The sequence below is a fragment of the Agathobaculum massiliense genome, from assembly GCF_900291975.1.
GTDB lineage: Bacteria > Bacillota > Clostridia > Oscillospirales > Butyricicoccaceae > Agathobaculum > Agathobaculum ammoniilyticum.
In genome coordinates this window covers 1,016,505-1,038,733 of sequence record NZ_OMPN01000001.1, presented here as the reverse complement: position 1 = coordinate 1,038,733, position 22,229 = coordinate 1,016,505, and the positions used below count along the sequence as shown (strand labels likewise).

The following is a 22,229-nucleotide window of genomic DNA, read 5'->3' as shown; positions in this document are numbered from 1 at the left end:
TTGCACCATCTGCTGCCATATCCTCGAACAGGTCGGTGATCGGATCCCCCTTGGACTGGAACGTCATGGCGCTCCACGGCGTGCCGGAGGCGAACTGCGGATAGATACCGGTCGTATGATCGACAAAATAGGTGTCGAAGCCGCCCTCTTTGATCTGTTCGGGCGTCAGGTTGCGGGTGAGCTGGTACACAATAGCGGAGATCATCTCCATGTGCGCCAGCTCCTCTGTACCTGCGGCGGGGTCGAAATGACGCCCGCCGGATTTGACAGCCCGCGCCCCGTGGCGCTATAATAGGTGCATTAAGTACAGGGAAAAGAGCGGATGAACGGATGAAAGAAGTCGTAGCCGCCCTGATTTGGGACGGAGACAGGTTTATGATCTGCAAGCGGCCGGCGCATAAGGCGCGCGGCTCGCTCTGGGAATTTGTGGGCGGTAAGGTCGAGCCGGGCGAGAGCCAGTCCGAAGCGCTGATCCGTGAGTGCAGGGAGGAGCTTGCGATCACCGTTGCGCCGGGTGCGTCGTTTATGGAGGTCACGCATGTGTATCCAGATATGTCCATCCACCTGACGCTGCTCAATGCCCGCATCACCGCAGGGGAACCGCAGCTTCTGGAGCATGAGGCGCTGCGCTGGATCACACCGGCGGAAATACCGGAATATGAATTCTGCCCTGCGGACGAGGCGATTCTCACCCGCCTGCGCGGGGCGGCCGAGTAAAAACCAGTACGCAAGGAGGACGGCGTTTATGCTGGCGTATACCTATATGGAGCGCGGGAAATTCGCGCTCAGAAACAAGCCCGTGCCGGTCGTTCAGGACCCGCACGACGCGGTCGTGCGCGTGACGCTGGCGAGCATCTGCACGAGCGACCTGCATATCAAGCACGGCTCTGTGCCGCGCGCGGTGCCGGGCGTGACCGTCGGGCATGAAATGGTCGGCGTGGTCGAGCAGGTGGGCGCGGCGGTCACGGCGGTCAGACCCGGCGATCGGGTGACGGTCAATGTCGAAACGTTCTGCGGCCGGTGCTTTTTCTGCGAGCACGGCTATGTCAATAACTGTATCGACCCGAACGGCGGCTGGGCGCTTGGCTGCCGTATCGATGGGGGACAGGCGGAATACGTCCGCGTGCCGTATGCCGACCAGGGGCTGAATGTGATTCCGGACGGCGTTTCCGACCGTGAGGCGCTGTTTGTGGGGGATGTGTTGGCGACCGGCTTCTGGGCGGCGCGCATCGCGGAGATCAAGCCCGAAGATACCGTGCTGATTCTGGGCGCCGGCCCGACGGGTATCTGCACGCTGCTCTGCGCGCGGCTGCGCGGCCCGGGCAGGGTGATTGTCTGCGAGCCGGATCCGGTGCGCCGCCGTTTTGTGGAGGAGCGGTATCCGGAGGTGCTGACCGTAACGCCGGAGCAGGCGCCAGATTTTGTCCGGCGATACAGCCGGCATGGCGGCGCGGACGCGGTGCTCGAGGTGGCGGGAACCGCAGACAGCTTCCGGCTTGCCTGGGAATGCGCGCGCCCCAACGCGGTGGTGACCGTGGTTGCGCTGTACGACGCGCCGCAGATGCTGCCATTGCCCGATATGTACGGCAAAAACCTGACCTTCAAGACCGGCGGCGTGGATGGCTGCGACTGCGCGGAAATCCTGCGCCTGATCGCGGCGGGCCGACTGGACACAACGCCCCTGATTACGCATATTTTCCCGCTGTGCGAGATCGACGCGGCCTATGACCTGTTTGAACACCGGCGCGACAATGTGGTTAAGGTCGCGGTCACGACCGAGGGATAAGTACGGGAATGACAGAAAGGCCGCCCAAAAGGGCGGCCTTTCTTTGCTTTTCAAGCCGGTCAGTCAACGAGCTTGTCAAGCTCCTTGACGTATTCCGTGCCGCTTGCGGTCTTGTGCTCGGCCTGCTTGGCGTACATGCCGACCGCGGCGGCGGACTTGCGGATCGGCTGCATGGTACCCGCGCCTGCGACGCAGCCGCCCGGACAGGCCATGCCTTCCAGCAGGTAGCCGTTGTACTTGCCGGCCTTGGCGGCGGCAAGCAGGTGGCGGCATTCACGCAGGCCCTCTGCGTTGGCGATTTTGACCTCACGCTCAGGGTACTTCTCCTTGATGACGTTGACGACCGCCTGCGCCACTCCGCCGGAGACGGCGAAGTTGCGACCGTCGGTCGAAGCGTCGTTGACGCCGTTCGGATCCTCCGGCACCATGGTCAGCTCAACGTGCTTGGCGTCAAAGATACCGGCCATTTCCTCAAAGGTGAGCACGAAATCCACTTCGCTGCGAACGTCGGTGCGCATGGCCTCGAGCTTTTTCGCCGCGCACGGCCCGATGAATACGACCTTGGCGTTTTTGTGCTGGTGCTTGATCAGGCGCGCGGTCAGCGTCATGGGCGTGAGCGCCATGGAGATGCAGTTGGCATAATCGGGGTACAGCTTTTTCGCCATGGTCGACCACGCGGGACAGCAGGAGGTCGCCATGAACGGCAGCTTTTCCGGCACCTCTTCCAGGAAGTCGTCGGCCTCCTGCGCGGCGCACAGGTCCGCGCCGATCGCAACCTCGAAAACGTCCGCAAAGCCGAGCTGCTTCATCGCGGCGCGCAGGCGGCCGGGCGTGACCTTGGGGCCGAACTGGCCGACGAACGCGGGCGCGACGGCGGCGTAAACGCGCTCGCCCGACTGGATCGCGCGGATGACCTGGAAGATCTGGGACTTATCCGCGATCGCGCCAAACGGGCAGTTGACCAGGCACATGCCGCAGGAAACACACTTGTCGTAATCGATATCCGCCTTGCCGTTCTGGTTGGTGCGGATGGCGTCCATGCCGCAGGCGGCGGCGCAGGGGCGCTTCTGATGGATGATCGCGTTGTAGGAGCAGACCTCCACGCAGCGGCCACACTTGATGCACTTTTCCTGGTCGATCACCGAACGCCCGTTATAGCGGGCGAGCGAAACGGCGCCCTTGGGGCAGACCTCGACACACGGATGCGCCAGGCAGCCCTGGCAGCCCTCGGTCACGACGACCTGGTTCTCCTTGCAGCCGTGGCAGGCGAATTTGATGATGTTGATCAACGGCGGTGTATAATAGGTTTCGGGCTTGTCGGCGGCCTCGATGCCGTCCGAAATGGGAGAGTGGTCGGCCGCGCTGCGGTAGGGCAGGCCCATGGCCAGGCGCAGCCTCTCGCCGACAATGGCGCGTTCCAAAAAGATGTCGTTGCGGAAATTGCCGACCTCGCCCGGCACGATCTCATAGGGAAGCTCTTCGATCCGTTTGTCCACCTGCCATTCAGTATGGTAGGCCATACGGGCTACCTCGCGGAAAATCCTGTGGCGGATCTCCTGGATACGGGTCTCTACGCCTCTCATTCTTTCTTCGTCCCCCTCAATATAGTTATGATATGATAAATCCTGTTTTTACAGTAAAATCGGGCTGCTTTACAACCATCATAAGCATACAGCAAAACACAATTGTTGTAAAGAAAGAAATTGTAGAAAATTTAACAAATTTCTGCGGTGCGGACAACGTCCGACTGTGCGGGAAGTGGAAAGCGGCGGGGAGGCGGCGCATATCCTCCTGATAGAGGAGGCGATGGAATGTACAGGCAGCCGGTGATGAAAGGGGAACGCGCGCGGCCGGCCGGACCGCGCTTTTGGGAGGCCTGCGGCAGGGCGCTGCTGGCGGAGGCCGAGGCCTGCGGTCTGCTGGACGCGGCGGCATACCCGCGGGTGGAACGGGAGCTGCGGCGTCGTTTGAACGATCTGGCGGCAGGACGGGAGGCGCGGCCGTGATTCGGGCCGCGGCCTATTGCCGCGTGTCCACGGACAAGGAGGACCAGGCGGGCTCCTTTGCCAGCCAGCAGCGGTATTTCGAGGCGTTTATCAGCCGCCAGCCCGACTGGGCGCTGTACCGGATCTATGCGGATGAAGGCGTGACCGGCACTTCGACAAAGCGGCGCGCGGCGTTCAACCGCATGATGGCCGACGCGCGTGCGGGCCGTTTTTCTTTGCTTCTGACCAAGGAGGTCAGCCGCTTTTCGCGCAATATCCTGGATACGGTCGCGTATACGCGCGAGCTGAAGCAACTCGGCGTGGGCGTGCTGTTCCTGAGCGACGGAATCGACACGCGGGACGCGGACGCCGAACTGCGGCTGTCCATCATGGGTTCGATCGCGCAGGAGGAGAGCCGCCGCACCTCGGCGCGCGTCAAGTGGGGGCAGACGCGCCGCATGGAGCAGGGCGTGGTGTTCGGCCGCTCGCTGCTGGGCTACACCGTGCGGGACGGGGTACTTACGGTTGAACCCGAAGGGGCGGCGGTTGTCCGGAGGATTTTCCGCCAGTACGGGGAGGAGAAAAAAAGTACCGGCGAAATCGCGCGCGGCTTGGAGGCGGCAGGCTGCCGCACCAGTCGGGGCGGCGCGTCGTGGTCGGGCAGCCATATCGTCAAGATCCTCCGAAATGAAAAATATGTGGGGGACCTGATACAGAAAAAGAGCATCACGCCGGACTACCTTTCCCATGCAAAGAAATACAACCACGGGGAGGAGGAAAAGATCATCCTGCGGGACCACCATGAGGCGATCGTCAGCCGGACGCTGTGGGAGACCGTGCAGCGGGAGCTGGAACGGCGGCGGCGGCGCGGTGGCGCAGGAGCCGGCGCGGGGGCGGGGCATCCGTTTTCCGGCAGGCTGCGGTGCGGGCAGTGCGGCAGCGCACTGGTGCCGCGCCAAAAGCGCCGGAAAGACGGGAGCCTATACCGGCGCTGGGTGTGCGGCCGGACCGTGTGCGGCGGGAAGCACACGTGCAGCATCGGCTGGGGCCTGCCTGAAGCGGCGGCGTGGTTCATGCTGCGGCAGGCTGTGGAAAGCCTCGTATTCGATTGGGACGCGGCGGTGCAGGCAGCGGCCGGGGCGGTCACAGCCGCGATGGAGTCCGGCGGCGCGGAGGACGCGGAAAGACGGCGGGAGCAGGCCGAAAAACTGCGGCGGAAAAGGCTGCGCGCCTTGGACGCTTTTCTGGAGGGGGCGATTACCCAGGCCGAGCTGCGCGGGCTGACGGAGCAGTATGACGGGCGGCTCGCGCGCCTGCAGGCACAGCCCGCGGCGGCGGCCGGTTTGCAGGAGGCGGCGGAGCGGCTGCGCGCGGCCCTGCGGCGAGAGTCGGGCCGCGGCGACGCCTTTTACCGCACCCTGCTGGACGGAATGGAGATCCGGCCGGATGGAACGGCGGCGCTCCGGCTGCAGGGCATACCGCAGGAATGGGTATTCACCGTAAAGGGGCCGGTATGACCCCGCCGTACCGATATCGGTCAGGATAGCCTTGCACTCCTTATACGGCATGGCATAGCGCTGGTTGAGGTAACGCATGGAGGCGCCCAGCTCGCCGTCCGGTCCGCCAAGCTGGGTAATAACGATCTTGGCGGTCTGCGGGTCGGGATTTTTGATCTTGACAGGGAACTGTAAGCGTTTATCATATGACCACATTAATTATCCTCTCCTTCCCACGGCCACGGGTCGCCGAGACACGCGCCATACCATGACTTTCCCGCGCGCCGCAGGTAAGGAGGGAGCGTCTTTTCAACTTCTTGATTTGACAAAAGTGCTGTTTTCTGTCATAATTTTTATAGACAAAATATACAAAGGAGACTACGCGGCGCTGCAGGGGGGCAGCGCCGTGCGGAGAGAGGGCTCCGCGCGCGTTTGCGCGGCTTGCCGTAAAACGGAAGCGGAGGCAGGAACAGAGAAGGGAGAGGAGTTGCCTTTGGTTAAATTTGAACATGTTTCGCTGTCTTATGGGAGCCAGCAGGTGATTTTCGATTTGAGCTTCGAGATTCCGGACAACAGATTCGCCATCCTGATCGGCCCGTCCGGCTGCGGCAAGACAACGACGCTCAAAATGATCAACCGGCTGATCCAGCCGGACAGCGGACGTATTTTTGTGGATGGGAAGGATATCGCCCAGGAGGACAAGGTCGAGCTGCGCCGCCGCATCGGCTACGTGATCCAGCAAATCGGCCTGTTTCCGAACATGACGGTGGCGCAGAATATCTGCGTGGTACCCAGGCTGCTAAAGTATCCGAAAGATCAATGCGAGCAGATCGTGCGCGACATGCTCGCCATGGTCGATATGCCGTATGAGCAGTACGCGCACAAATACCCGTCTGAAATGTCCGGCGGGCAGCAGCAGCGTATCGGCATCCTGCGCGCGCTGGCCGCGTCGCCGCCGATCGTGCTGATGGACGAGCCGTTCAGCGCGCTCGACCCCATGACGCGCCGCACCTTGCAGCAGGAGATGAAATCCTTACAGCAAAAGCTGAACAAGACCATCGTGTTCGTCACGCACGACATGGAGGAAGCGCTCGACCTGGCTGACCTGATTATTTTCATGAACCACGGCCGTATCGAACAGATGGCCACGCCCGAGGAAATGCTTGCGCATCCCGCGACTGGACTGATCCACGATTTCCTTGGCAAGCATATGCCGGACAGCGCGGCCGCCGACCTCAAGGTAAAGTCTGCAAATAAAAAGTCAATAGGGGAATGGAGAAAAATGATGAAAAGAAAAAGGGCATACCAAAAGCGGCCAGATGGTAAAATGCGCTGGCCAGATAGGAAGATATGTATCAAGGAGTGTTATTCCTGAGGCAGCAGAATGGTTGCTTTAGAGAAGTCTTTCCAATCCAAGCATTGCCCACAGCGGTCACAGTAAGGCTGGTATTCCCGTTCCATAGTCTTTCTACATTGGGGGCAGACTGGGAAGCCAGTAAGGCCATGAAGGAAGTGAAAGCAGCGGATCTGCGTCACTGGCATGGGTTTGCGGAAAGACATTTCCCTCCAAATTGCCGAGGGAATCAGCAGGTCATTTGGTGTCAGATTAAAACCAACGCAGAGTTTTTCCAATGTCAAGATCGTTGGGGCGGTTTTGCCTCTGGCAATGTCGCCAAAGTACCTAGAACTGAGGTCACATCGTTCCGAGGCAGTTTCATAGCTAAGCTTGCGAGTATCACATAATCTGAGGACGGAGGTGGATAAATTGTCTAAAAACATCTTAATCGCTCTCTTTCTGTCATAAGATGTTTTTAGCGTAAATGCAGTATCGTTCCCCGACAAGGAAGGATGCTTCCTTAATTTCCCTCCAGAGATGCCAGATATTCTTTTATTCTGCCGTAGTAGATGCGCAGGAACTTGTTGGTGCCGGCTGTCATGTAAACCAGGTAGGGCTTGCCCTCGGCTCGTTTCTTGTCCATGAAACGGTACACTGGATCATTCTGAGGCATGGTTTTCAAAAGGCAGTCCATGACTAGGAACAAGGCGCGGCGCAGCTCCGGCGGGCCGCTTTTGGATGTCCGGTTGCTTTTGGCCTCGTGGGTGCCAGACTGGTCAGCGCCAGGGTCAACACCGGCAAAAGCCGTAATGGAGCCTCTGTGTGCAAACCGGGTCACATCACCAATCTCTGCCATGAGCTGGGGGCCGAGAGAATTGCCTACGCCGCGCATGGCCATGACAACTGGATATTCGGGGAGTTGGGCAGCCAGAGTGCGCATTTCAACCTTGAGTTGCTCCAGAGATTTGGAGACGGCGTTCAGCGCGTCAATGGCCTGCCGGATCATGGTTTTGGTCAGGGCGTCCTTGGGGAGCATGGCAATCAGGTCTTGCGCCTCCATGTGAATCTCAATGGCCCGGCTCTGGCTGAAGTTGTAGCCGTGGCGTTTGCACCACTTGCGGTAGCGCTCCATAAAAGCAGTGAGGCTCATAGCCCGCACACAGTCCACGTGCCAAAAGGTCGTGGCAAAGTCCACCCACTTCTGGCTGCCGTCCTCACGGACAGGGCTGTCAAACAGGGCGTTGACATCGGGATAGGTCTGGTCCAAGAGGGCGATGAGGTTGTTTTTCATCATCGTCTTGGTTTTGGAGTACAGCCCCTGCTGCCGATTCAGCGTTTTCAGTTGCATCCGAATCGTGTCCATAGGAGTATGTTGGCGCAATTCTACCCAGTTGTCAAGCCCATAGCGGGCAATCTTCCTAGCGTCTGCCTTATCTGTTTTCACTTTGCGCAGGGTGTTGTTCCCGTAGTCTTTAATGAGCTTAGGATTGACTGCGCTAACAAAGATGCCCTCCTCATGGAGAAAGCGGGCCACCGGCTCATAGTAGCGCCCAGTGTGCTCCATGACTACCCGCGTCTCACCGTCCAGGTTTTTCAAGTAGTTTGCCAGCTCCTTGAGTTCACTGCCGGTGTGACCAACAGAAAACGGCTTTGCCACCACTTCCCCGAAGGGACGGAGAACAGTTACCATGCTCTTTCCTTTGGAAACATCGACCCCTGCTACATTGTTCATGCACAACGCTCCTCATCGTAGATTTGTCTTTTGGCGTCCAGCCATTTCATCATTGCCGATCCAATCTATTTGATGACACGGGCGCACCGATGTGGCGGCTCAACCTGCATAAATCGAACGCTGCGAAGGAGAGGCTGGCTGACGGACTTTACAACGGACGCATTGGTCCTTGGAGTTTAACATCAGGCCAAGACACTCTCATTCTAACAGCTTTGGCAACGGCGCGGAAAAAGACACGGCTGGCTGCCGTGCCTTGAACCGTAAATCTATTGTAATAGGAGTTTATGCGCACAGGCGTTTATACGGTCGAGCAGGGGCGCGGCGTCAACGAATGTATCAGCCGGATGCAGCGCCGCAACGTGGATACGCTGCTCGTTGTGGACGAAGCAGGCAAATACCTAGGTACGGTTTCGATCACGGATATCCGGCTGACTGGACATGTGGTGGATTCGATCGCTCCACTGATCCGGTGCAACATGCCGGTCGTGCAGACGGAGGACAACGCGCGGGCCTGCTTTGACCAGTTGATCGAAAGCGGCAGCCCGTATCTGGTCGTGCTCCGGCCGGATAAAACGGTCGCTGGCATCGTGACCAAGACCAGCATGGCGTCGGCCATGGCGGAACGGCTGTGGGGGTGAGTATATGACCTACCACGATCTTCCCCGCGCATTGCTGGCGCATTTGGGCTTCACCGCGGTTTCCGTGTTTTTCGGCTTTGTGCTGGGCGTTGCGTTCGGTATCCTGCTGTCCCGCCGGCCCCGCCTGTCCGGCGTGGTGCTGCCGGTATTGAGCGTATTCAACACGGTGCCGGGCATTGTGTTCGTCGGCCTGCTCTTTATCTGGCTGGGCATGCAGCCCGCGACCGTGCTGATTGCCCTGTCGATCTACGCAATGTTCCCGATTCTCAAAAACACCTATGCGGGTCTGGTATCGGTTGACCCGCAGTATATCGAGGCCGCCCGTGGCTGCGGCATGACGCCGCTGCAGCGGCTGTACAAGATCGAGATACCGTTGGCGCTGCCGACCATCATCGGCGGCCTGCGCATGTCCACGATCTATACCGTAAGCTGGACCGTACTGGCGGCAATGATCGGCCAAGGCGGGCTGGGCGAGTTCATCTATACCGGCATCAGCGCCAATGACAACGGCCTGATCCTGATGGGCGCCATACCGGCCGCGCTGCTGGCATTTCTGCTCGGCTCCCTGATCGACGTGCTACAGCGCATGGTCGTACCCAAGGGCATGCGGAAAGGGGGCGGCGGCGTATGAGCGCGGTGATGATACTCGACCATATCTCCATTGTCGTCGCTTCTCTGCTGTGCGCGATTCTGGCCGGCGTGCCGCTGGGTGTAATATGTTATTTTTATCCCGCTGCGCGCAGGGTGATCCTGCGCGTGGTGGACCTGATCCAGACTACGCCGGCGCTTGCCCTGCTCGGCATTATCATGGTGTTTCTGGGCGCGGGCAAGCCGACCGTCATCACGGGGCTTGCGCTGTATTCCCTGCTGCCCATTGTGCGCAATACCTGCTTGGGGCTGGACCAGGTTCCGGATTACCTGGTCGAAGCGGCAAAGGGGATGGGGATGACGCGCCTGTATCGCTTGGCTCATGTGGAGATGCCCATGGCGGCCCCCATCATTTTCACCGGTATCCGCATCGCGGCGGTCAACGCAGTGGGAACGGCCGTGTTCGCTGCGTTTGTCGGGGGCGGCGGCCTGGGCGGTGTGATTAACACCGGCATCCGGCAAGATGATATGAACGCGATCCTCGGCGGCACGGGCGTGCTTATGCTCATGGCGCTGGTACTCGACACCCTGATGGGCATTGTGGAGCGCCGGATGAACAGCCGCACAGCGGCCGCGCCCGCTTACCGCTTTCGGGTGGTCAGGCGGCTGGGGGCCGCGGCTGCGGCGGTCTGCGTGCTGGGGCTGTGCGCGTGGAATTTCATCCCGCAGGACGCGGACGGGCTGGTGCTGTACCAGGGCGAATTTTCCGAGGTGCAGCTCGTCAACAGCATGATTCAGCAATTGGTCGAGGATCGGTATGATCTGACCGTGACGATCAAGGATCAGATGACCTCCAAGAACAATTTTGACGAGCTGGTTGGGGACGGACACAGCTGCGACCTAATGTACAACTGGGACGGTACCATCCTGACGACCATCATGGGTCTGGATACCGCGGATATACCGGAGGGGCGGACGCTCTACGATTTTGTAAACGAGCGCCTGCAGGATAAATATGATGTGCGGCTGATGGGCAAGATCGGCGTCAACAACACCTATGCCATCGGCGTGACGCAGGACGTGGTGGACCGGTACGGCGTGGCCACCATCAGTGACCTGCAGCCGGTTGCGGGCGAGCTGCGCTTCGGTGCGGAGCAGGACTTTTTCACCGATGCCGGCAGCATGAAGTTCGGGCCGTTCGTGAATTTCTACGACCTGGATTTCAAGGAGGTGCGGCATGTCGATATTATGCTCAAATACAAGGCGATCGAGCAGGGCGCGTATGATGTCATGGTGGTTTACGCGACCGACGGGCTGAACAAGCGCGCGGGGCTGACCATTCTGGAGGATGACCGCCATTTCTTCCCAGACTATTACGGCACGATTCTGGCGCGGAACGATGTGTTTGAGCGCTTTCGAGAGCAGGCGCCGGATCTGGAGGACACGCTCAGCCTGCTCAACGGCCTCTTTACCGACGAGCTGATGAGCGGCCTGACCTATGAGGTGGACGTGGAGGGGCGGCCGGTCGACGAGGTGGCGCACGAATTCCTGGTCGGGCAGGGACTGCTGGAAAAATAAACGCAAAAACGGTGCGGAACTATATTCCGCACCGTTTTTTTGATGTGTTGTATAATGGAGGAAAGCGGTCAGGCGTCCATACGGAGGATCGCCTTGATGCACTTGCCGGAGCCGGACTCCTCAAACGCTTCGTTGATCTGCTCGAACGGATAGAACTTGATCAGTTTATCAAACGGGAACATGCCCTTTTTGTAGTAGTCGAGCAGTTTGGGGATGAACAGTTTGGGAATGGCATCGCCCTCGACAATGCCGATCAGGCTCTTGGCGTCGCCCATCAGCTCGGCCTGGATGTTGAACGTCACGTCGCCGGTTGCGCCGAGCACGACCGCCGTACCCATGAAGCGGCAGGACGCCAGGGCTTTCTTGACAAAATCGGGTACGCCCGACGTGTCGATGGCATAATTGACACCGCCATCTGTGATTTCATTTTTGATTGTACCCACGATGTCGTCGACTTCCTTGCGGTTGATGGTGTGGGTCGCGCCCAGCTCTTTTGCCAGCTCCAGGCTCTTCGGGTTGCCACCTACCGCAATAATCGTTTCACAGCCCGCGATCTTGGCAGCCATAATCGCACTCATGCCGACCGTACCGCAGCCAAACACCGCTATGGACGAGCCGAACTCCGGCCGCAGGCGGTTGAGCACAGCGCCTGCACCGGTCTGGATGCCGCATCCCATCGGCCCGACGAGCGCAAGGTCGATATCGTCGTACTGCACCTTGACCGCGCTGGCTTCGTTGACGACCACATGAGTCGCAAACGAGGACTGGCCGAAAAACGTAGCCAGCGGCGTACCATCCAGCGCAGACAGGCGCGACGTGCCATCCGGCTGCACGCCGCCGAAGTTGCTGGCGTTGAAGTTCTCGCACGCGTGCGGGTGGGCGGTCATGCAGTTGTGGCAGCGGCCGCAGTAGCCGAACGATATGCCCACCTTGTCCCCAGGCTGGAATTCCGTGACCTCGGGGCCGACCGCCTCGACGACGCCGCAGCCTTCATGGCCGAGCACTGCGGGCAGTGGGACCGGAATGACCTGCTGGCGGGCTGCGTCGTCGGTGTGGCATACGCCGCAGGCGGTGATCTTCACCAGGATTTCATGCTTCTGCGGGGCGGCCAGCTCGACTTCCTCGATCTGGAACGGCGCGCCGGGCGCGTGGGTAACGGCAGCTTTGATTTTCATGGAGTGGTCCTCCTCGTATCAGGATAAAAATGGAATTTCCAAAGGCCCGCGGGGCGCGGACCAAGGATGCGGGGATAGGCGCGGCGGTTCAAATATCGAGCGCGCGGTAGTAGCCGTCCGTGACCGCGTCCACGACGCGGCCGGCCCTGATGCAGTCGCCGATCTCGAACACACGCGGCGCGGCGTTGTAGAAGCTTTCCGCGCACACGCGGTCAGCCTTCATGCCCGCGGCGAGCAGAATGGTGTCCGCTTCCAGCAGCCTTTCGCCGTTCGGGCTGTCGCACAGCAGGCCGGCGTCGGTTACGGCCTTTGCGGTGGTGTTTACATGGATGCGGATGCCGCTGTTCCGCATATAGATCTTCATAGCGTTCTTGTGCATGAAGTAGGAGTCCGCAGCCCAGTCGTCCTTCATCTCCACAATGGTCACGTCCTTGCCCAGACCGTCCAGATAGATCGCGCACTCGCTGCCCACCAGACCGCCGCCCAGGATGACCACCTTTTGACCGATGGCAGGGTCCTTCTGGTGCAGCGCGTCCAGGGTAACGACCTTCGTACTGTCGATGCCCGGGATGGGCGGCACGATGGGCTTCGCGCCCACGGCGGCGAGGATGACGTCGGCCTGCAGCGCCTCGGCCTGTTCCGCGGTCAGAGCGGTGTTCAGGCGCACATCCACGCCTGCTTCGCGCAGCCGGCCCTCGAGCACCTGCACGAAGCGGTACATGTCCTGCTTGAACGGGATGTACTGCTCGGAGAGCAATTGCCCGCCCCGACGGCTGTTTTTCTCATACAGCGTGACCGTGTGGCCGCGCTGGGCAGCCGTGATGGCGGCGTACATCCCGCCTGGGCCTCCGCCGACGACCACGACCTTTTTGGGCGTTGTCGCTGGCGCGCCGTAAAAGCTCTCCATCTCGCGGCCGACGATGGGGTTGAACGCACAGCAGAACGTGCGGTTGGTCAGATAATTGTAGAAGCAGGTGAAGCAGCGGCAGCAGCGGGTGATATCGTCCTTGCGGCCGGAGAACGCCTTTTCCGGAAAATAGGGGTCGCAGATCGACTGGCGGGCGATCTCGATGATGTCCGCCTTGCCGGAAGCGATGATCTCCTCCATCATATCCGGATCGTTCAGCCCGCCCAGTGTCGCTACCGGCGTTTTGACATGCTTTTTGATCTCCTCAGCCAGGTAGACGTTGCAGCCGTGCTCGACAAACATTGAGGGATGCGACTGTACGAACACGCCAGGGCCCTCGTGTACGCCGGCGGAAACATGGATGATGTCCACCTTGCCGTCGATGGCCTTGGCCATCGCAATGCCCTCGTCCAGCCCGTATCCGCCCTCGGTCAACTCAGCGCCGCTCATGCGGAATTCGATCGGGAACTGGTCGCCCACCGCCTCGCGCACTTTCTCGATCACGAGCAGGGGGAAACGCATGCGGTTCTCCAGACTGCCGCCCCAGCGGTCGGTGCGGTGGTTCATGGACGGCGACATAAACTGCCCCAGCAGCCAGCCGTGGCCGCCGTGGATCAGCACCATGTCAAAGCCCGCCTGCTTGACCAGCGCGGCCGCGCGGCCGAAAGCCTCGGCGGTGTGGACGATCTCGTCCTCGGTCATACTGCGCACCGGCAGGCCGTCTGGGTTGACTTCATCGTTCGGGCCGAGCGCATACCGCTCGGCTGCCTGCCCATGCCCTCGGGCGTTAGCGTACTTGCCGCCGTGCGCCAGCTCCATGACCGCGTTGCAGCCATGGCGGTGCATAGCCTTGGCCGCCTCCTTGAGCGAAGGGAGCGAGCCTACGTCGTACAGCGCGACCTCCTTGGTGTGCGTGCGGCCCACTGCGTCCACAATGCCCAGGCCGATGGCCACGCTGGCCAGGCCGCCCCGCGCCCGGTTTTCATGGAACGCCACGTCCTCTTTGCGCATATGGCTGTCCGGATCCATCTCCGGATTGGACATCGGCGCGCCCAGGATCCGGTTTTTGAACGTCAGCCCCTTGATGGTCAGCGGGCTTGCCAAATGGGGGTAATATTTATTCTGCATAGCCGAGATCAATCCTTTCCAAAATCCGGTTTGCCGCGCCGCCCAGCAGCACGGATAGCGGAAAACCGGTTTTACGGCATCGCTCCGTAAAACCGATTTCCGGAAACGTATGCGGGGGAGTTCGCTTACAGGCCGCGCCTGCCCTGGCGAATGTCATGCTGGGGCCTTAATTCGCGCGGGTCATCGTGGCGGCCTTGCCATCCAGACGGAACCAATCCGCCTGAAAGCGTTCATAAGGGGCGGGCATTATGGGATACCCGTCCTTTTCGGAAAAACGGCGTTGCGTTTTTTGTGGAAAATGACGGTGCGTTTGGTGTGCGCCCCTCTTGTATCAGTATCATACTGCGGCTTTTTTCTCCTGTCGATTACTGTGAGAGACAGAAAAAAAGATTTTATGTCCAAAAATGACGGGATGAACAAGATTGTTGTGGAAAATGAATAAAAAACAATTCGTGTTTTTGCACATATGGCGGATGCGGGGGGACAAAGCCACTGGGAGGGAACCAAGAGCCTTACCTTGTGTGCATACCCCGCCTGCCCGCCGCATAAGGTGGAGGCGGAGGTGGTGCGGAAATGATGGAAAAACAGGAAGCGGAGGCGCTCGCGGTCGTCCATATCCGTCCGCTGCAGGCTTCGGAGGAGGAGCGGCAGGCAGCCGTGCGGGCGCTGGCCGCCGTGTTCCGGCAATACGCGCGGGCGGAGGGATAGCGTGGACTTCATCTACAGCCGCCAGTCGGTCGACAAGGCAGACAGCATTTCGATCGAGAGCCAGATCGAATATTGCCGGTATGAGACGAGGGGCGGACCGTGCCGGATCTTTTCCGACAAGGGGTACAGCGGCAAAAACACCGACCGGCCGGCATTCCGGCGCATGATGGAGGCGCTGCGGCAGGGCGGCGCCTCGCGGGTGATTGTCTACAAGCTGGACCGCATCAGCCGCTCCATCCTGGATTTTGCGGGCATGATAGAGGAGTTCCAACGCCTGGGCGTGGAATTCGTTTCCTGTACGGAGAAGTTTGATACCGCCACGCCGATGGGGCGCGCCATGCTGAGCATCTGCATCGTGTTCGCGCAGTTGGAGCGCGAAACCATCCAGATGCGCGTCGCGGATGCCTATGCCGCCCGCATGAAGCACGGCTTTTTCATGGGCGGGCATGTGCCGTATGGCTTTGCTTTGGAGGACGCCGTGCTTGACGGGGTACATACCAGGCGCTATGTGCCGCAGCCCGAGGAGGCGGAGCATATCCGCCTAATCTGCGCGCTATACGCGGACCGGAAAAATTCGATCGGGGATGTGCTGCGCCTGCTGGAAGAAAACGGCGTTGTAAACCGGCGGGGGCGGCCGTGGACGCGGGAGCGCGTGCGGGAGACCATCCGCAATCCGGTCTATGTCCGCGCGGGGCAGGGCGTTTATGAATTTTACCAGCGGGCCGGCACCGAGATGCTGAGCGAGCCGGAGCTGTTTGCGGGCCGGAACGGCTGCTTTTTGTTTTCCGGGGAAAGTGGGAAGCGTAAGCAGACCCATCCGGAGGCCGCGCGCCTGCTGCTCGCGCCGCATGAGGGCCTGGTGGATGAGGACGTTTGGCTGGCCTGCCGCCGGCGCTGCATGGGCAACCGTCCGGTCGCCGCGGGCAACAAGGCAAAATGGACTTGGCTGGCAGGACGCCTCAAATGCGCGTCCTGCGGCTATGCGCTGACCGTCAAGCGGGCGACGAACGGCAGCCGCTATCTGGTCTGCTCGCACCGCTATGCTGCGCACGGCTGCACCGTCGCGGGGCTGCCCAAAGCGGATGCGGTCGAGCGGCTAGCCGGAGAAGCGGTGCGAGCGCGGCTGGCAGAGCTGGGGCCGCTCGAACCGCAGCGGCAAGCGGACACGGTACTCGCCGCGCTGCGCGCCCGTCTTGCGGAGCTGGAAAGCGAGCGGGAGGCGCTCGCCGCTCGCATCCCGCAGGCGAATGAACAGGCCATGTGCCTGATTAACGAACGCGCCGCCGCCTTGACCGGACAGGCAGCCGAGATCCGGCGGCGGCTGGCGGGCCGGCGGGAGACAGAGGCGGTGCCGCCGGATGGCGCGGCACAATGGGAAAGCCTGTGCTTCGAGGGGAAACGGGCGGTGCTCGACGTGCTGGTACAAAAGGTAACGGTATCCTGCCGAGAGGTCTGCATTACCTGGCGGATATAAAAAGAATCAAAAACAGCGCCCTGCTCGCTGCGGATACCATAGTACCGCAGTGGAGCGGGGCGCTGTTTTTTGCTACATTCCGAAAGGCGGGATTACTTTACACCCATCCAACCGGAGATGACCATTTTTTGGACCTCAGAGGTGCCTTCGTAGATTTCAGTGATTTTGGCGTCACGCATGAAACGCTCGAAAGGATATTCACGGGTATAGCCGTAGCCGCCAACGAGCTGCAGGCAGCGGCGGGTAACGTCGCTGGCGGCCTCGGAAGCGTACAGCTTGCCCATCGCGGCAAGGTGGCTGTAGGGCTCGCCATCCTGCTTGGCCTGCGCTGCCCGATAGATCAGCAGCCGCGCCGCATCTACCTTGCACTGCATATCAGCCAGCTCGAACTGCGTGTTCTGGAACTGGCTCAGGCGCTTGCCGAACTGCACGCGTTCTTTAACATACTTGACGCATTCGTCGATCGCGCCTTGGGCGATGCCGAGCGCCTGCGCACCGATGCCGATGCGTCCGCCGTCCAGCGTCATCATCGCGATCTTGAAGCCCTTTCCGACTTCGCCCAGCAAGTTCCCCTTGGGTACGATGCAGTCTTCGAATATCAGCTCGCAGGTGGACGAGCCGCGGATGCCCATTTTCTTCTCATGCGCGCCCACGCGGAAGCCGGGGAATTCACGCTCCACAATGAACGCCGAGATGCCCTTGGTGCCGAGCGATTTGTCTGTCATGGCGAAAACGACGAAAGTATCCGCAAAGCCGGCGTTAGTAATGAATATCTTTGTGCCGTTAAGCACCCAGTGGTCGCCCTTGTCCTCGGCGGTGGTCTTTTGCATGGCGGCGTCCGTGCCGGCGCCCGGCTCGGTCAGGCCGAATGCGCCCAGCTTTTCGCCCGAACAGAGATCGGGAAGGTACTTCTGCTTCTGCTCTTCCGTGCCAAACGCATAGATCGGCCAGGTGCAGAGCGAGGTATGGGCGGAAACCATGACCGATGTCGTGGCGCAGTATTTCGCAAGCTCTTCCGCAACGCTGATGTAGGAAACATAGGACAGTCCGGCACCGCCGTATTCCTCCGGATAAGGCACGCCCATCATACCCATCTCCGCGAGTTTGCGCCAGGTTTCCTCGGGAAAACGCTCGTTTTCATCGACTTCCGCGGCGATCGGCGCGACCTCCTTGATCGCGAAATCGTGCAGCATATTCAGGATATCCTTTTCGTCTTCGGTAAAATGAAAATTCATATCTGTTCTCCTTTCTCGTTGCAGAGGAGGCCGCCGCCAAACCACCGGCAGCGGCCCCATGCCCTGAGCGTTTACAAACGCCCTATGGAAAACGCGCGCTACACCGTACGTTTAGGCGCCGCACGGCGTCCGTGCTTTCCAAGGGAGGTATCGGTTTTGTCAGCCGCGCGCTTTCTGGATCTCCTCGGTCAGTACGGGGAGCACCTCGAACAAGTTGCCAACCACGCCGTAATCAGCCACGTCAAAGATCGGGGCGTCCGGATCCTTGTTGATGGCAACGATCACATCCGAACCGCTCATGCCGGCCAGATGCTGAATTGCACCCGAAATGCCGCAGGCGATGTACAGCTTGGGACCGACGGTTTTGCCGGTCTGCCCGACCTGGTGGGCATGGCTGATCCAGCCGGAATCCACCGCCGCACGGGAGGCGCCGACCGTTGCGCCGAGCGCTTTGGCCAGCGCGCGCACCGGCTCGAAGCCCTCCGGACCGCCGACGCCGCGGCCGCCGGATACGATGATCTCCGCGCCCTCCAGATCGACGTTCTCTTCGTCCATGTCTCGCAGCAGCTCGATCACCTTGGTGCGGATGTCCTTTTCTTCCACATGGATATCCTCGCGGATAACCTGAGCCTTTGCCGCGGTCTCCTCGCACTTCTTGAAGACGCCCGGGCGAACTGTGCCGATCTGCGGCCGGTGGTCGGGGCAGAGGATGGTCGCCATCAGGTTGCCGCCGAATGCAGGGCGAGTCCAGGCGACATTGCCGCTTTCTTCATCAATATCCAGCGCGGTGCAGTCCGCGGTCAGACCGGTCCTGAGGCGGCAGGATACGCGCGGGCCAAGGTCGCGGCCGTTATTGGTCGCGCCGATCAGCATGCTTGTCGGGCCGTATTTCTCCACGAGCGCGCACAGCGCGATAGCATAAGCGTCCGTGCTGTAATGTCCGTATTCCGCACCTTCGACGACAATGACCTGATCCGCACCGTGCGTGGACGCCGCCTCGACCGCAGCCGATACATGATCGCCGATCACAATGGCGACCAGAGCGCCGCCCTGCTTATCCGCCATCATGCGGCCGGGGGTCAATAATTCAATGCCGACGTTCTTTGCCGAACCGTCGCCGTTTGTCTCCACAAATACCCAAAGGTCTTTCGTTTTTGCTTCCATGGTTCTCCTGCCTCCCTTAAATGACGCTCGCGTCGCTGAGCAGCTGGAACAGCTTGACAGCCGAATCCGCCGCGGTTTCTTCCTTGATCTTGACGCCGCCCGTTTTTTTCTGCGGCACAAAGGTCTTTTTCACCTTGGTGGGCGAGCCTTTCAGACCGGCGTGCGCCAGGTCGATGGTGGGCAGGTCAGCGGCGGTCAGCGTCGGAATGTCCGCGCGGTTGGCCGCCATTTTGCGCTTGATCGTGGGATAACGCGGGTCCCAAGCGGGCTTGGTAAAGGTAACTACGCACGGCGTCTGCACCTCTACGACCTCCACGCCTTCCTCAACTTCCTTGTTGACGCGGATGCGTCCGTCCCCAGCCGCAGCCTCCAGGCCGTAGGTGACCTGCGGATAATCCAGATGCTCTGCGATTTCCGGACCGACCTGCGCGGTGTCGCCGTCGATCGCCTGCTTACCGCAGAAGATCGCATCGAACTTGCCCTCAAGCTCCTCCACCTTTTTGATCGTCTCGGAAATGATATAGCTGGTAGCAAGCGTGTCCGAGCCGCCGAACGCGCGGTCAGATACAAGATACGCCTTGTCCGCTGCGATGGCCAGGCATTCCTTGAGCGCTGCCTTGGCCTGCTCGGGACCCATGGACAGCACGACAATCCGCGTATTCGGATCCTTGTCCTTGATCCGCGCCGCCGCTTCCAGGGCATAGCCGTCGAACGGGTTCACGATCGACGGCACGCCCTCCCGAATCAGCGTATTCTTCACCGGATCGATCTTGATCTCCGTTGTATCCGGTACCTGCTTGATACATACTAAAATGTTCATGGTGTTCCTCCTGTTTGGTTTAATGAATGAAACACAGGCAATCAGTTTTCTGCAAATGCCTGTATCTTGGTCAGCGCCTGGCCGCTTTCCGTAGTGCTTTGGTCGATGTCGATGCTGAAGCTCATAAGCCCCGCGCGCGTCACAGTGTCAATTACCGATGGCTGGTCGTATTCTTCGATTTCGCAAAAGCGCATCATGCACAGCACGACACAGTCCGCGCCACTGTCCTTTGCCAGCTTGACAAGCATTTGGCCGCGCGCAGTATTGTTATCGTCGTGGGCAGTCGAACAGCCGTAAATGGCAAACCAGTGCAGCGCAAGGCTTTCGATTGCGGAGTTGGCCGCGGGATAGTCGCTGCGGTACTGACGGGATTCCTGCGCCAGGTCGTCGCCGACCACGGCGACGTTGTTGTCGGCAAAGTAGCCGAGTACCTCGTCCGGCTCGCAGGTGATGCCGGTGAGGATGACTTTTTTACCCTTCCAGTCGCAGACCGGCTCAGCGGCGAGCGCCTCGGTCAGTGCAGAAACCATTTCAATGGTTTTTTCCGGACGCAGGAACGTGGCGGCTTTCATGACATGGTGGCGGTCGGCCGGCCGGATGAGGTCGAGATGGTCGTTCGCCGCTTCGCAGAAGGCCCGCATGACAGCGTTTCGTTTGTTGCACAGCGCGATGGCGTTCTGCAAGGCTTCGTTTGTGATTTCCTTGCCGGAGATCTCCTCCAAGGCGCTGCGTACCGTCTTGATCTCCTCAATGAGGAAATCACGCGCGCCGGGATCCTTGCGGTTCTGTGGATAAATAAAGGTGATCGGGCGAATGTCCTTAACGCCTGCGCGCCATGCGGAGTTCATGCCGCGGAACGTATCGCAGATGATGGGCATGATCGCCGCGGAGACGCCCCGATACGCGCCGGTCATACCGAACTCCAGGCATGAACGCAGCAGGGAGCAGGTAAAGATAGGGGCGTACTTGCCGGCTATCTGGGGGTTGCATTGGCCGCCCCAAATACCCATCGGCACCATGTCGGCCGCAAGGACGAGCGGCTGGGGGGTATAGACGGGGAAACAGGCGATCACCTTGTCGCCGGCATTGAGATACTCTTTCAGCAGACGCTGCGGATTTTTGCTGATGTCGTCAAACTGTGCCAGCAGGTTTTTTACGTCAGCCATTACTGCTCCGCCTCCTTATTTGCTTTCATTACATCCACCAGGCTTTGCAGCCGGGTTTCAAACTGGGCTTCGTTGAAAATCGTTGGGTCAGCCTGATCACCGTCGAAGAACACGACGGGGATACCGCATTTTTCCTCCACGATCTCCCGCCCGCAGGTCATCTGGTAGGTCATGAATTTGCAGCTGCGGTTGATATGGCAGAACATACCGTTGCACTGGAAATGGTTGGCGACATCCGCGCGCTTGCCCATCATCGTGGTCGTATTGACGACGTTGGTGGAGGAAAGCATATACTGCTCGGCCATTTCATCCAGATTACCCGGCGTATAGTGCAGGCTCCAGGCGCCGACATAGCCGTTTGTAACGCAGTTGACGCCATACTTTTTCATGGTCTTGAGGTTAAAGCCAAGATTCGGCCAGCAGGCGATGCCCTCCCAGTCGACACGGTACTCCTGGGGAGAGGTGCCGAAAGTAGTGGTTCCGTTGTCGATATGCTCCTGGATCTCGCGCTTGAGCTGCAGGAGTACCTCGGTGGTTTCACGCCGGCTGCGCGCGACGACCATGGGCGCCATGTAGTTGAACAGGTCGAAGCCGTTGAGTGGAGCGGGGTTACGGTCGTTCATCAGGACGCACTCGTCAAACAGCCGCGCGTTTTCGACCGAGATCTTCTGCAACTCAAGGAATTTATCCCAGTCGAATTTCTTGCCGAAAAATTCCTCCATACGGTGGATGTTGTGCTCGATCTGGCTGCGGCCGTAAGCGATCCAGTGTTTAGCGGGCTTGGCGTCCGTATAGTTGAACAGGCAGTCCTGCATGAAGATCGGGATATCCAGCTCGCGCGACAGGCATTCGTACCATTTAAGCAGTTCAAAGCAGCTGTTGGTGGCGCAGAGCAGGAATGTAGGACGCGGCATGCGCTGCACGGAGGGCGGCTCATAGTTGGGGTCGTTGGCCATCTGGTGCGCCATGCCGATACTTAGGCGGGCGTAAGAACAGATATCGTTGGAATAACCCAGCTCTCCCTCCGAGGTCGCGATAAAGCGGGGGGAGTCATGGCGTGCGGCTACGCCGGCCGCGTTATTTTCAGGATACAGGACAGGTACGTCGAACGTGGCGCACAGCTCCTGCGGAAAGATAGAGGTGGACCAGCCGACCGGCTCGCCCTTGGCCTCGGCGTCCCAAGCGGCTTGGTAGATGCTGTCAACCAGCGCGTTCAGCATTACGCGGGATTTGGGAAGCGGGCGCTTTGGCTTTTTTACTTCAGTAGTTTCGCTCATAGGGGTTCCATCCTTTCCTGCGAATGAAAATATGGC

General features: G+C 60.0%; 19 protein-coding genes and 2 pseudogenes. 10 read left to right on the top strand and 11 right to left on the bottom strand.

What is annotated here, in order from left to right:
- Positions 1-7 precede the first annotated feature (7 nt).
- A pseudogene (locus DBQ51_RS05445) lies at positions 8-232 on the bottom strand (manganese catalase family protein); the annotation flags it as partial.
- Between the two features lie 98 nt (positions 233-330).
- On the opposite strand from DBQ51_RS05445, the gene DBQ51_RS05440 reads away from it, so the two are divergent.
- Both DBQ51_RS05440 and DBQ51_RS05435 read left to right on the top strand, forming a co-directional pair.
- A complete protein-coding gene (locus DBQ51_RS05440) occupies positions 331-717 on the top strand; it encodes a (deoxy)nucleoside triphosphate pyrophosphohydrolase (protein ID WP_054328486.1) in 387 nt (128 codons plus the stop codon).
- A gap of 28 nt (positions 718-745) precedes the next feature.
- Complete coding sequence (locus DBQ51_RS05435; protein ID WP_054328487.1) at positions 746-1,786, top strand: alcohol dehydrogenase; 1,041 nt, start codon at positions 746-748, stop codon at positions 1,784-1,786.
- Positions 1,787-1,845: 59 nt separating this feature from the next.
- Here the strand turns inward: DBQ51_RS05435 and DBQ51_RS05430 are convergent, their stop codons facing one another.
- A complete protein-coding gene (locus tag DBQ51_RS05430; protein ID WP_107630953.1) occupies positions 1,846-3,369 on the bottom strand; it encodes a 4Fe-4S dicluster domain-containing protein in 1,524 nt (507 codons plus the stop codon).
- 228 nt (positions 3,370-3,597) lie between these two features.
- Between DBQ51_RS05430 and DBQ51_RS16475 the strand changes: the two genes are divergently transcribed.
- Both DBQ51_RS16475 and DBQ51_RS05425 read left to right on the top strand, forming a co-directional pair.
- Entirely contained in the window at positions 3,598-3,792 is a 195-nt protein-coding gene (locus tag DBQ51_RS16475) for a hypothetical protein (RefSeq protein WP_054328488.1), read from the top strand.
- On the top strand, positions 3,789-5,288 hold the full coding sequence (locus DBQ51_RS05425; protein WP_159068072.1) for a recombinase family protein: 1,500 nt from the start codon (positions 3,789-3,791) through the stop codon (positions 5,286-5,288). Before DBQ51_RS16475 ends, DBQ51_RS05425 begins: the two co-directional genes overlap by 4 nt.
- Positions 5,289-5,294: 6 nt before the next feature.
- Here the strand turns inward: DBQ51_RS05425 and DBQ51_RS17080 are convergent.
- Positions 5,295-5,483: pseudogene (locus tag DBQ51_RS17080) on the bottom strand (manganese catalase family protein); the annotation flags it as partial.
- 277 nt (positions 5,484-5,760) lie between these two features.
- Between DBQ51_RS17080 and DBQ51_RS05415 the strand changes: the two are divergent.
- Entirely contained in the window at positions 5,761-6,642 is an 882-nt protein-coding gene (locus DBQ51_RS05415) for an ABC transporter ATP-binding protein (RefSeq protein ID WP_307718888.1), read from the top strand.
- Between the two features lie 481 nt (positions 6,643-7,123).
- Here DBQ51_RS05415 and DBQ51_RS05405 read toward each other — a convergent pair whose 3' ends face one another.
- Positions 7,124-8,335 (bottom strand): IS110 family RNA-guided transposase, encoded by a 1,212-nt coding sequence (locus DBQ51_RS05405; protein ID WP_107630951.1) that lies wholly within the window; start codon positions 8,333-8,335, stop codon positions 7,124-7,126.
- A gap of 284 nt (positions 8,336-8,619) precedes the next feature.
- On the opposite strand from DBQ51_RS05405, the gene DBQ51_RS05400 reads away from it, so the two are divergent.
- Genes DBQ51_RS05400 through DBQ51_RS05390 form a run of 3 tightly spaced genes read left to right on the top strand, consistent with a single transcriptional unit; the run spans position 8,620 to position 11,139 of the window.
- On the top strand, positions 8,620-8,973 hold the full coding sequence (locus DBQ51_RS05400) for a CBS domain-containing protein (RefSeq protein WP_082397435.1): 354 nt from the start codon (positions 8,620-8,622) through the stop codon (positions 8,971-8,973).
- Between the two features lie 4 nt (positions 8,974-8,977).
- Entirely contained in the window at positions 8,978-9,604 is a 627-nt protein-coding gene (locus DBQ51_RS05395) for an ABC transporter permease (protein ID WP_054328561.1), read from the top strand.
- Positions 9,601-11,139, top strand: a complete 1,539-nt coding sequence (locus DBQ51_RS05390) for a glycine betaine ABC transporter substrate-binding protein (protein ID WP_242977833.1) — start codon at positions 9,601-9,603, stop codon at positions 11,137-11,139. Before DBQ51_RS05395 ends, DBQ51_RS05390 begins: the two co-directional genes overlap by 4 nt.
- Before the next feature lie 68 nt (positions 11,140-11,207).
- Here DBQ51_RS05390 and DBQ51_RS05385 read toward each other — a convergent pair whose 3' ends face one another.
- Both DBQ51_RS05385 and DBQ51_RS05380 read right to left on the bottom strand, forming a co-directional pair.
- Entirely contained in the window at positions 11,208-12,314 is a 1,107-nt protein-coding gene (locus DBQ51_RS05385) for an NAD(P)-dependent alcohol dehydrogenase (RefSeq protein WP_107630950.1), read from the bottom strand.
- Between the two features lie 88 nt (positions 12,315-12,402).
- The gene (locus DBQ51_RS05380; protein ID WP_107630949.1) at positions 12,403-14,349 is read right to left on the bottom strand and encodes an oxidoreductase; all 1,947 of its coding nucleotides are present in this window, start codon (positions 14,347-14,349) and stop codon (positions 12,403-12,405) included.
- A 573-nt stretch (positions 14,350-14,922) separates the two neighbouring features.
- On the opposite strand from DBQ51_RS05380, the gene DBQ51_RS17340 reads away from it, so the two are divergent.
- Positions 14,923-15,057 carry a hypothetical protein gene (locus DBQ51_RS17340; RefSeq protein ID WP_256435212.1) on the top strand — a complete coding sequence of 45 codons (135 nt, stop codon included), beginning with the start codon at positions 14,923-14,925 and terminating at the stop codon, positions 15,055-15,057.
- A 1-nt stretch (position 15,058) separates the two neighbouring features.
- Entirely contained in the window at positions 15,059-16,531 is a 1,473-nt protein-coding gene (locus DBQ51_RS05375; RefSeq protein ID WP_107630948.1) for a recombinase family protein, read from the top strand.
- Positions 16,532-16,623: 92 nt separating this feature from the next.
- On the opposite strand, the gene DBQ51_RS05370 is transcribed toward DBQ51_RS05375, so the two are convergent.
- The 5 genes from DBQ51_RS05370 to DBQ51_RS05350 all read right to left on the bottom strand — a co-directional run bounded on the left by DBQ51_RS05370 (position 16,624) and on the right by DBQ51_RS05350 (position 22,193).
- Positions 16,624-17,766 (bottom strand): acyl-CoA dehydrogenase, encoded by a 1,143-nt coding sequence (locus tag DBQ51_RS05370; RefSeq protein WP_107630947.1) that lies wholly within the window; start codon positions 17,764-17,766, stop codon positions 16,624-16,626.
- 159 nt (positions 17,767-17,925) lie between these two features.
- Positions 17,926-18,930 (bottom strand): electron transfer flavoprotein subunit alpha/FixB family protein, encoded by a 1,005-nt coding sequence (locus tag DBQ51_RS05365; RefSeq protein WP_054327920.1) that lies wholly within the window; start codon positions 18,928-18,930, stop codon positions 17,926-17,928.
- A gap of 16 nt (positions 18,931-18,946) precedes the next feature.
- Positions 18,947-19,750, bottom strand: a complete 804-nt coding sequence (locus DBQ51_RS05360; protein ID WP_054327919.1) for an electron transfer flavoprotein subunit beta/FixA family protein — start codon at positions 19,748-19,750, stop codon at positions 18,947-18,949.
- Between the two features lie 41 nt (positions 19,751-19,791).
- Positions 19,792-20,916, bottom strand: a complete 1,125-nt coding sequence (locus DBQ51_RS05355; protein ID WP_107630946.1) for a 2-hydroxyacyl-CoA dehydratase subunit D — start codon at positions 20,914-20,916, stop codon at positions 19,792-19,794.
- Complete coding sequence (locus tag DBQ51_RS05350; protein WP_054327916.1) at positions 20,916-22,193, bottom strand: 2-hydroxyacyl-CoA dehydratase subunit D; 1,278 nt, start codon at positions 22,191-22,193, stop codon at positions 20,916-20,918. Before DBQ51_RS05350 ends, DBQ51_RS05355 begins: the two co-directional genes overlap by 1 nt.
- Positions 22,194-22,229: the final 36 nt, after the last annotated feature.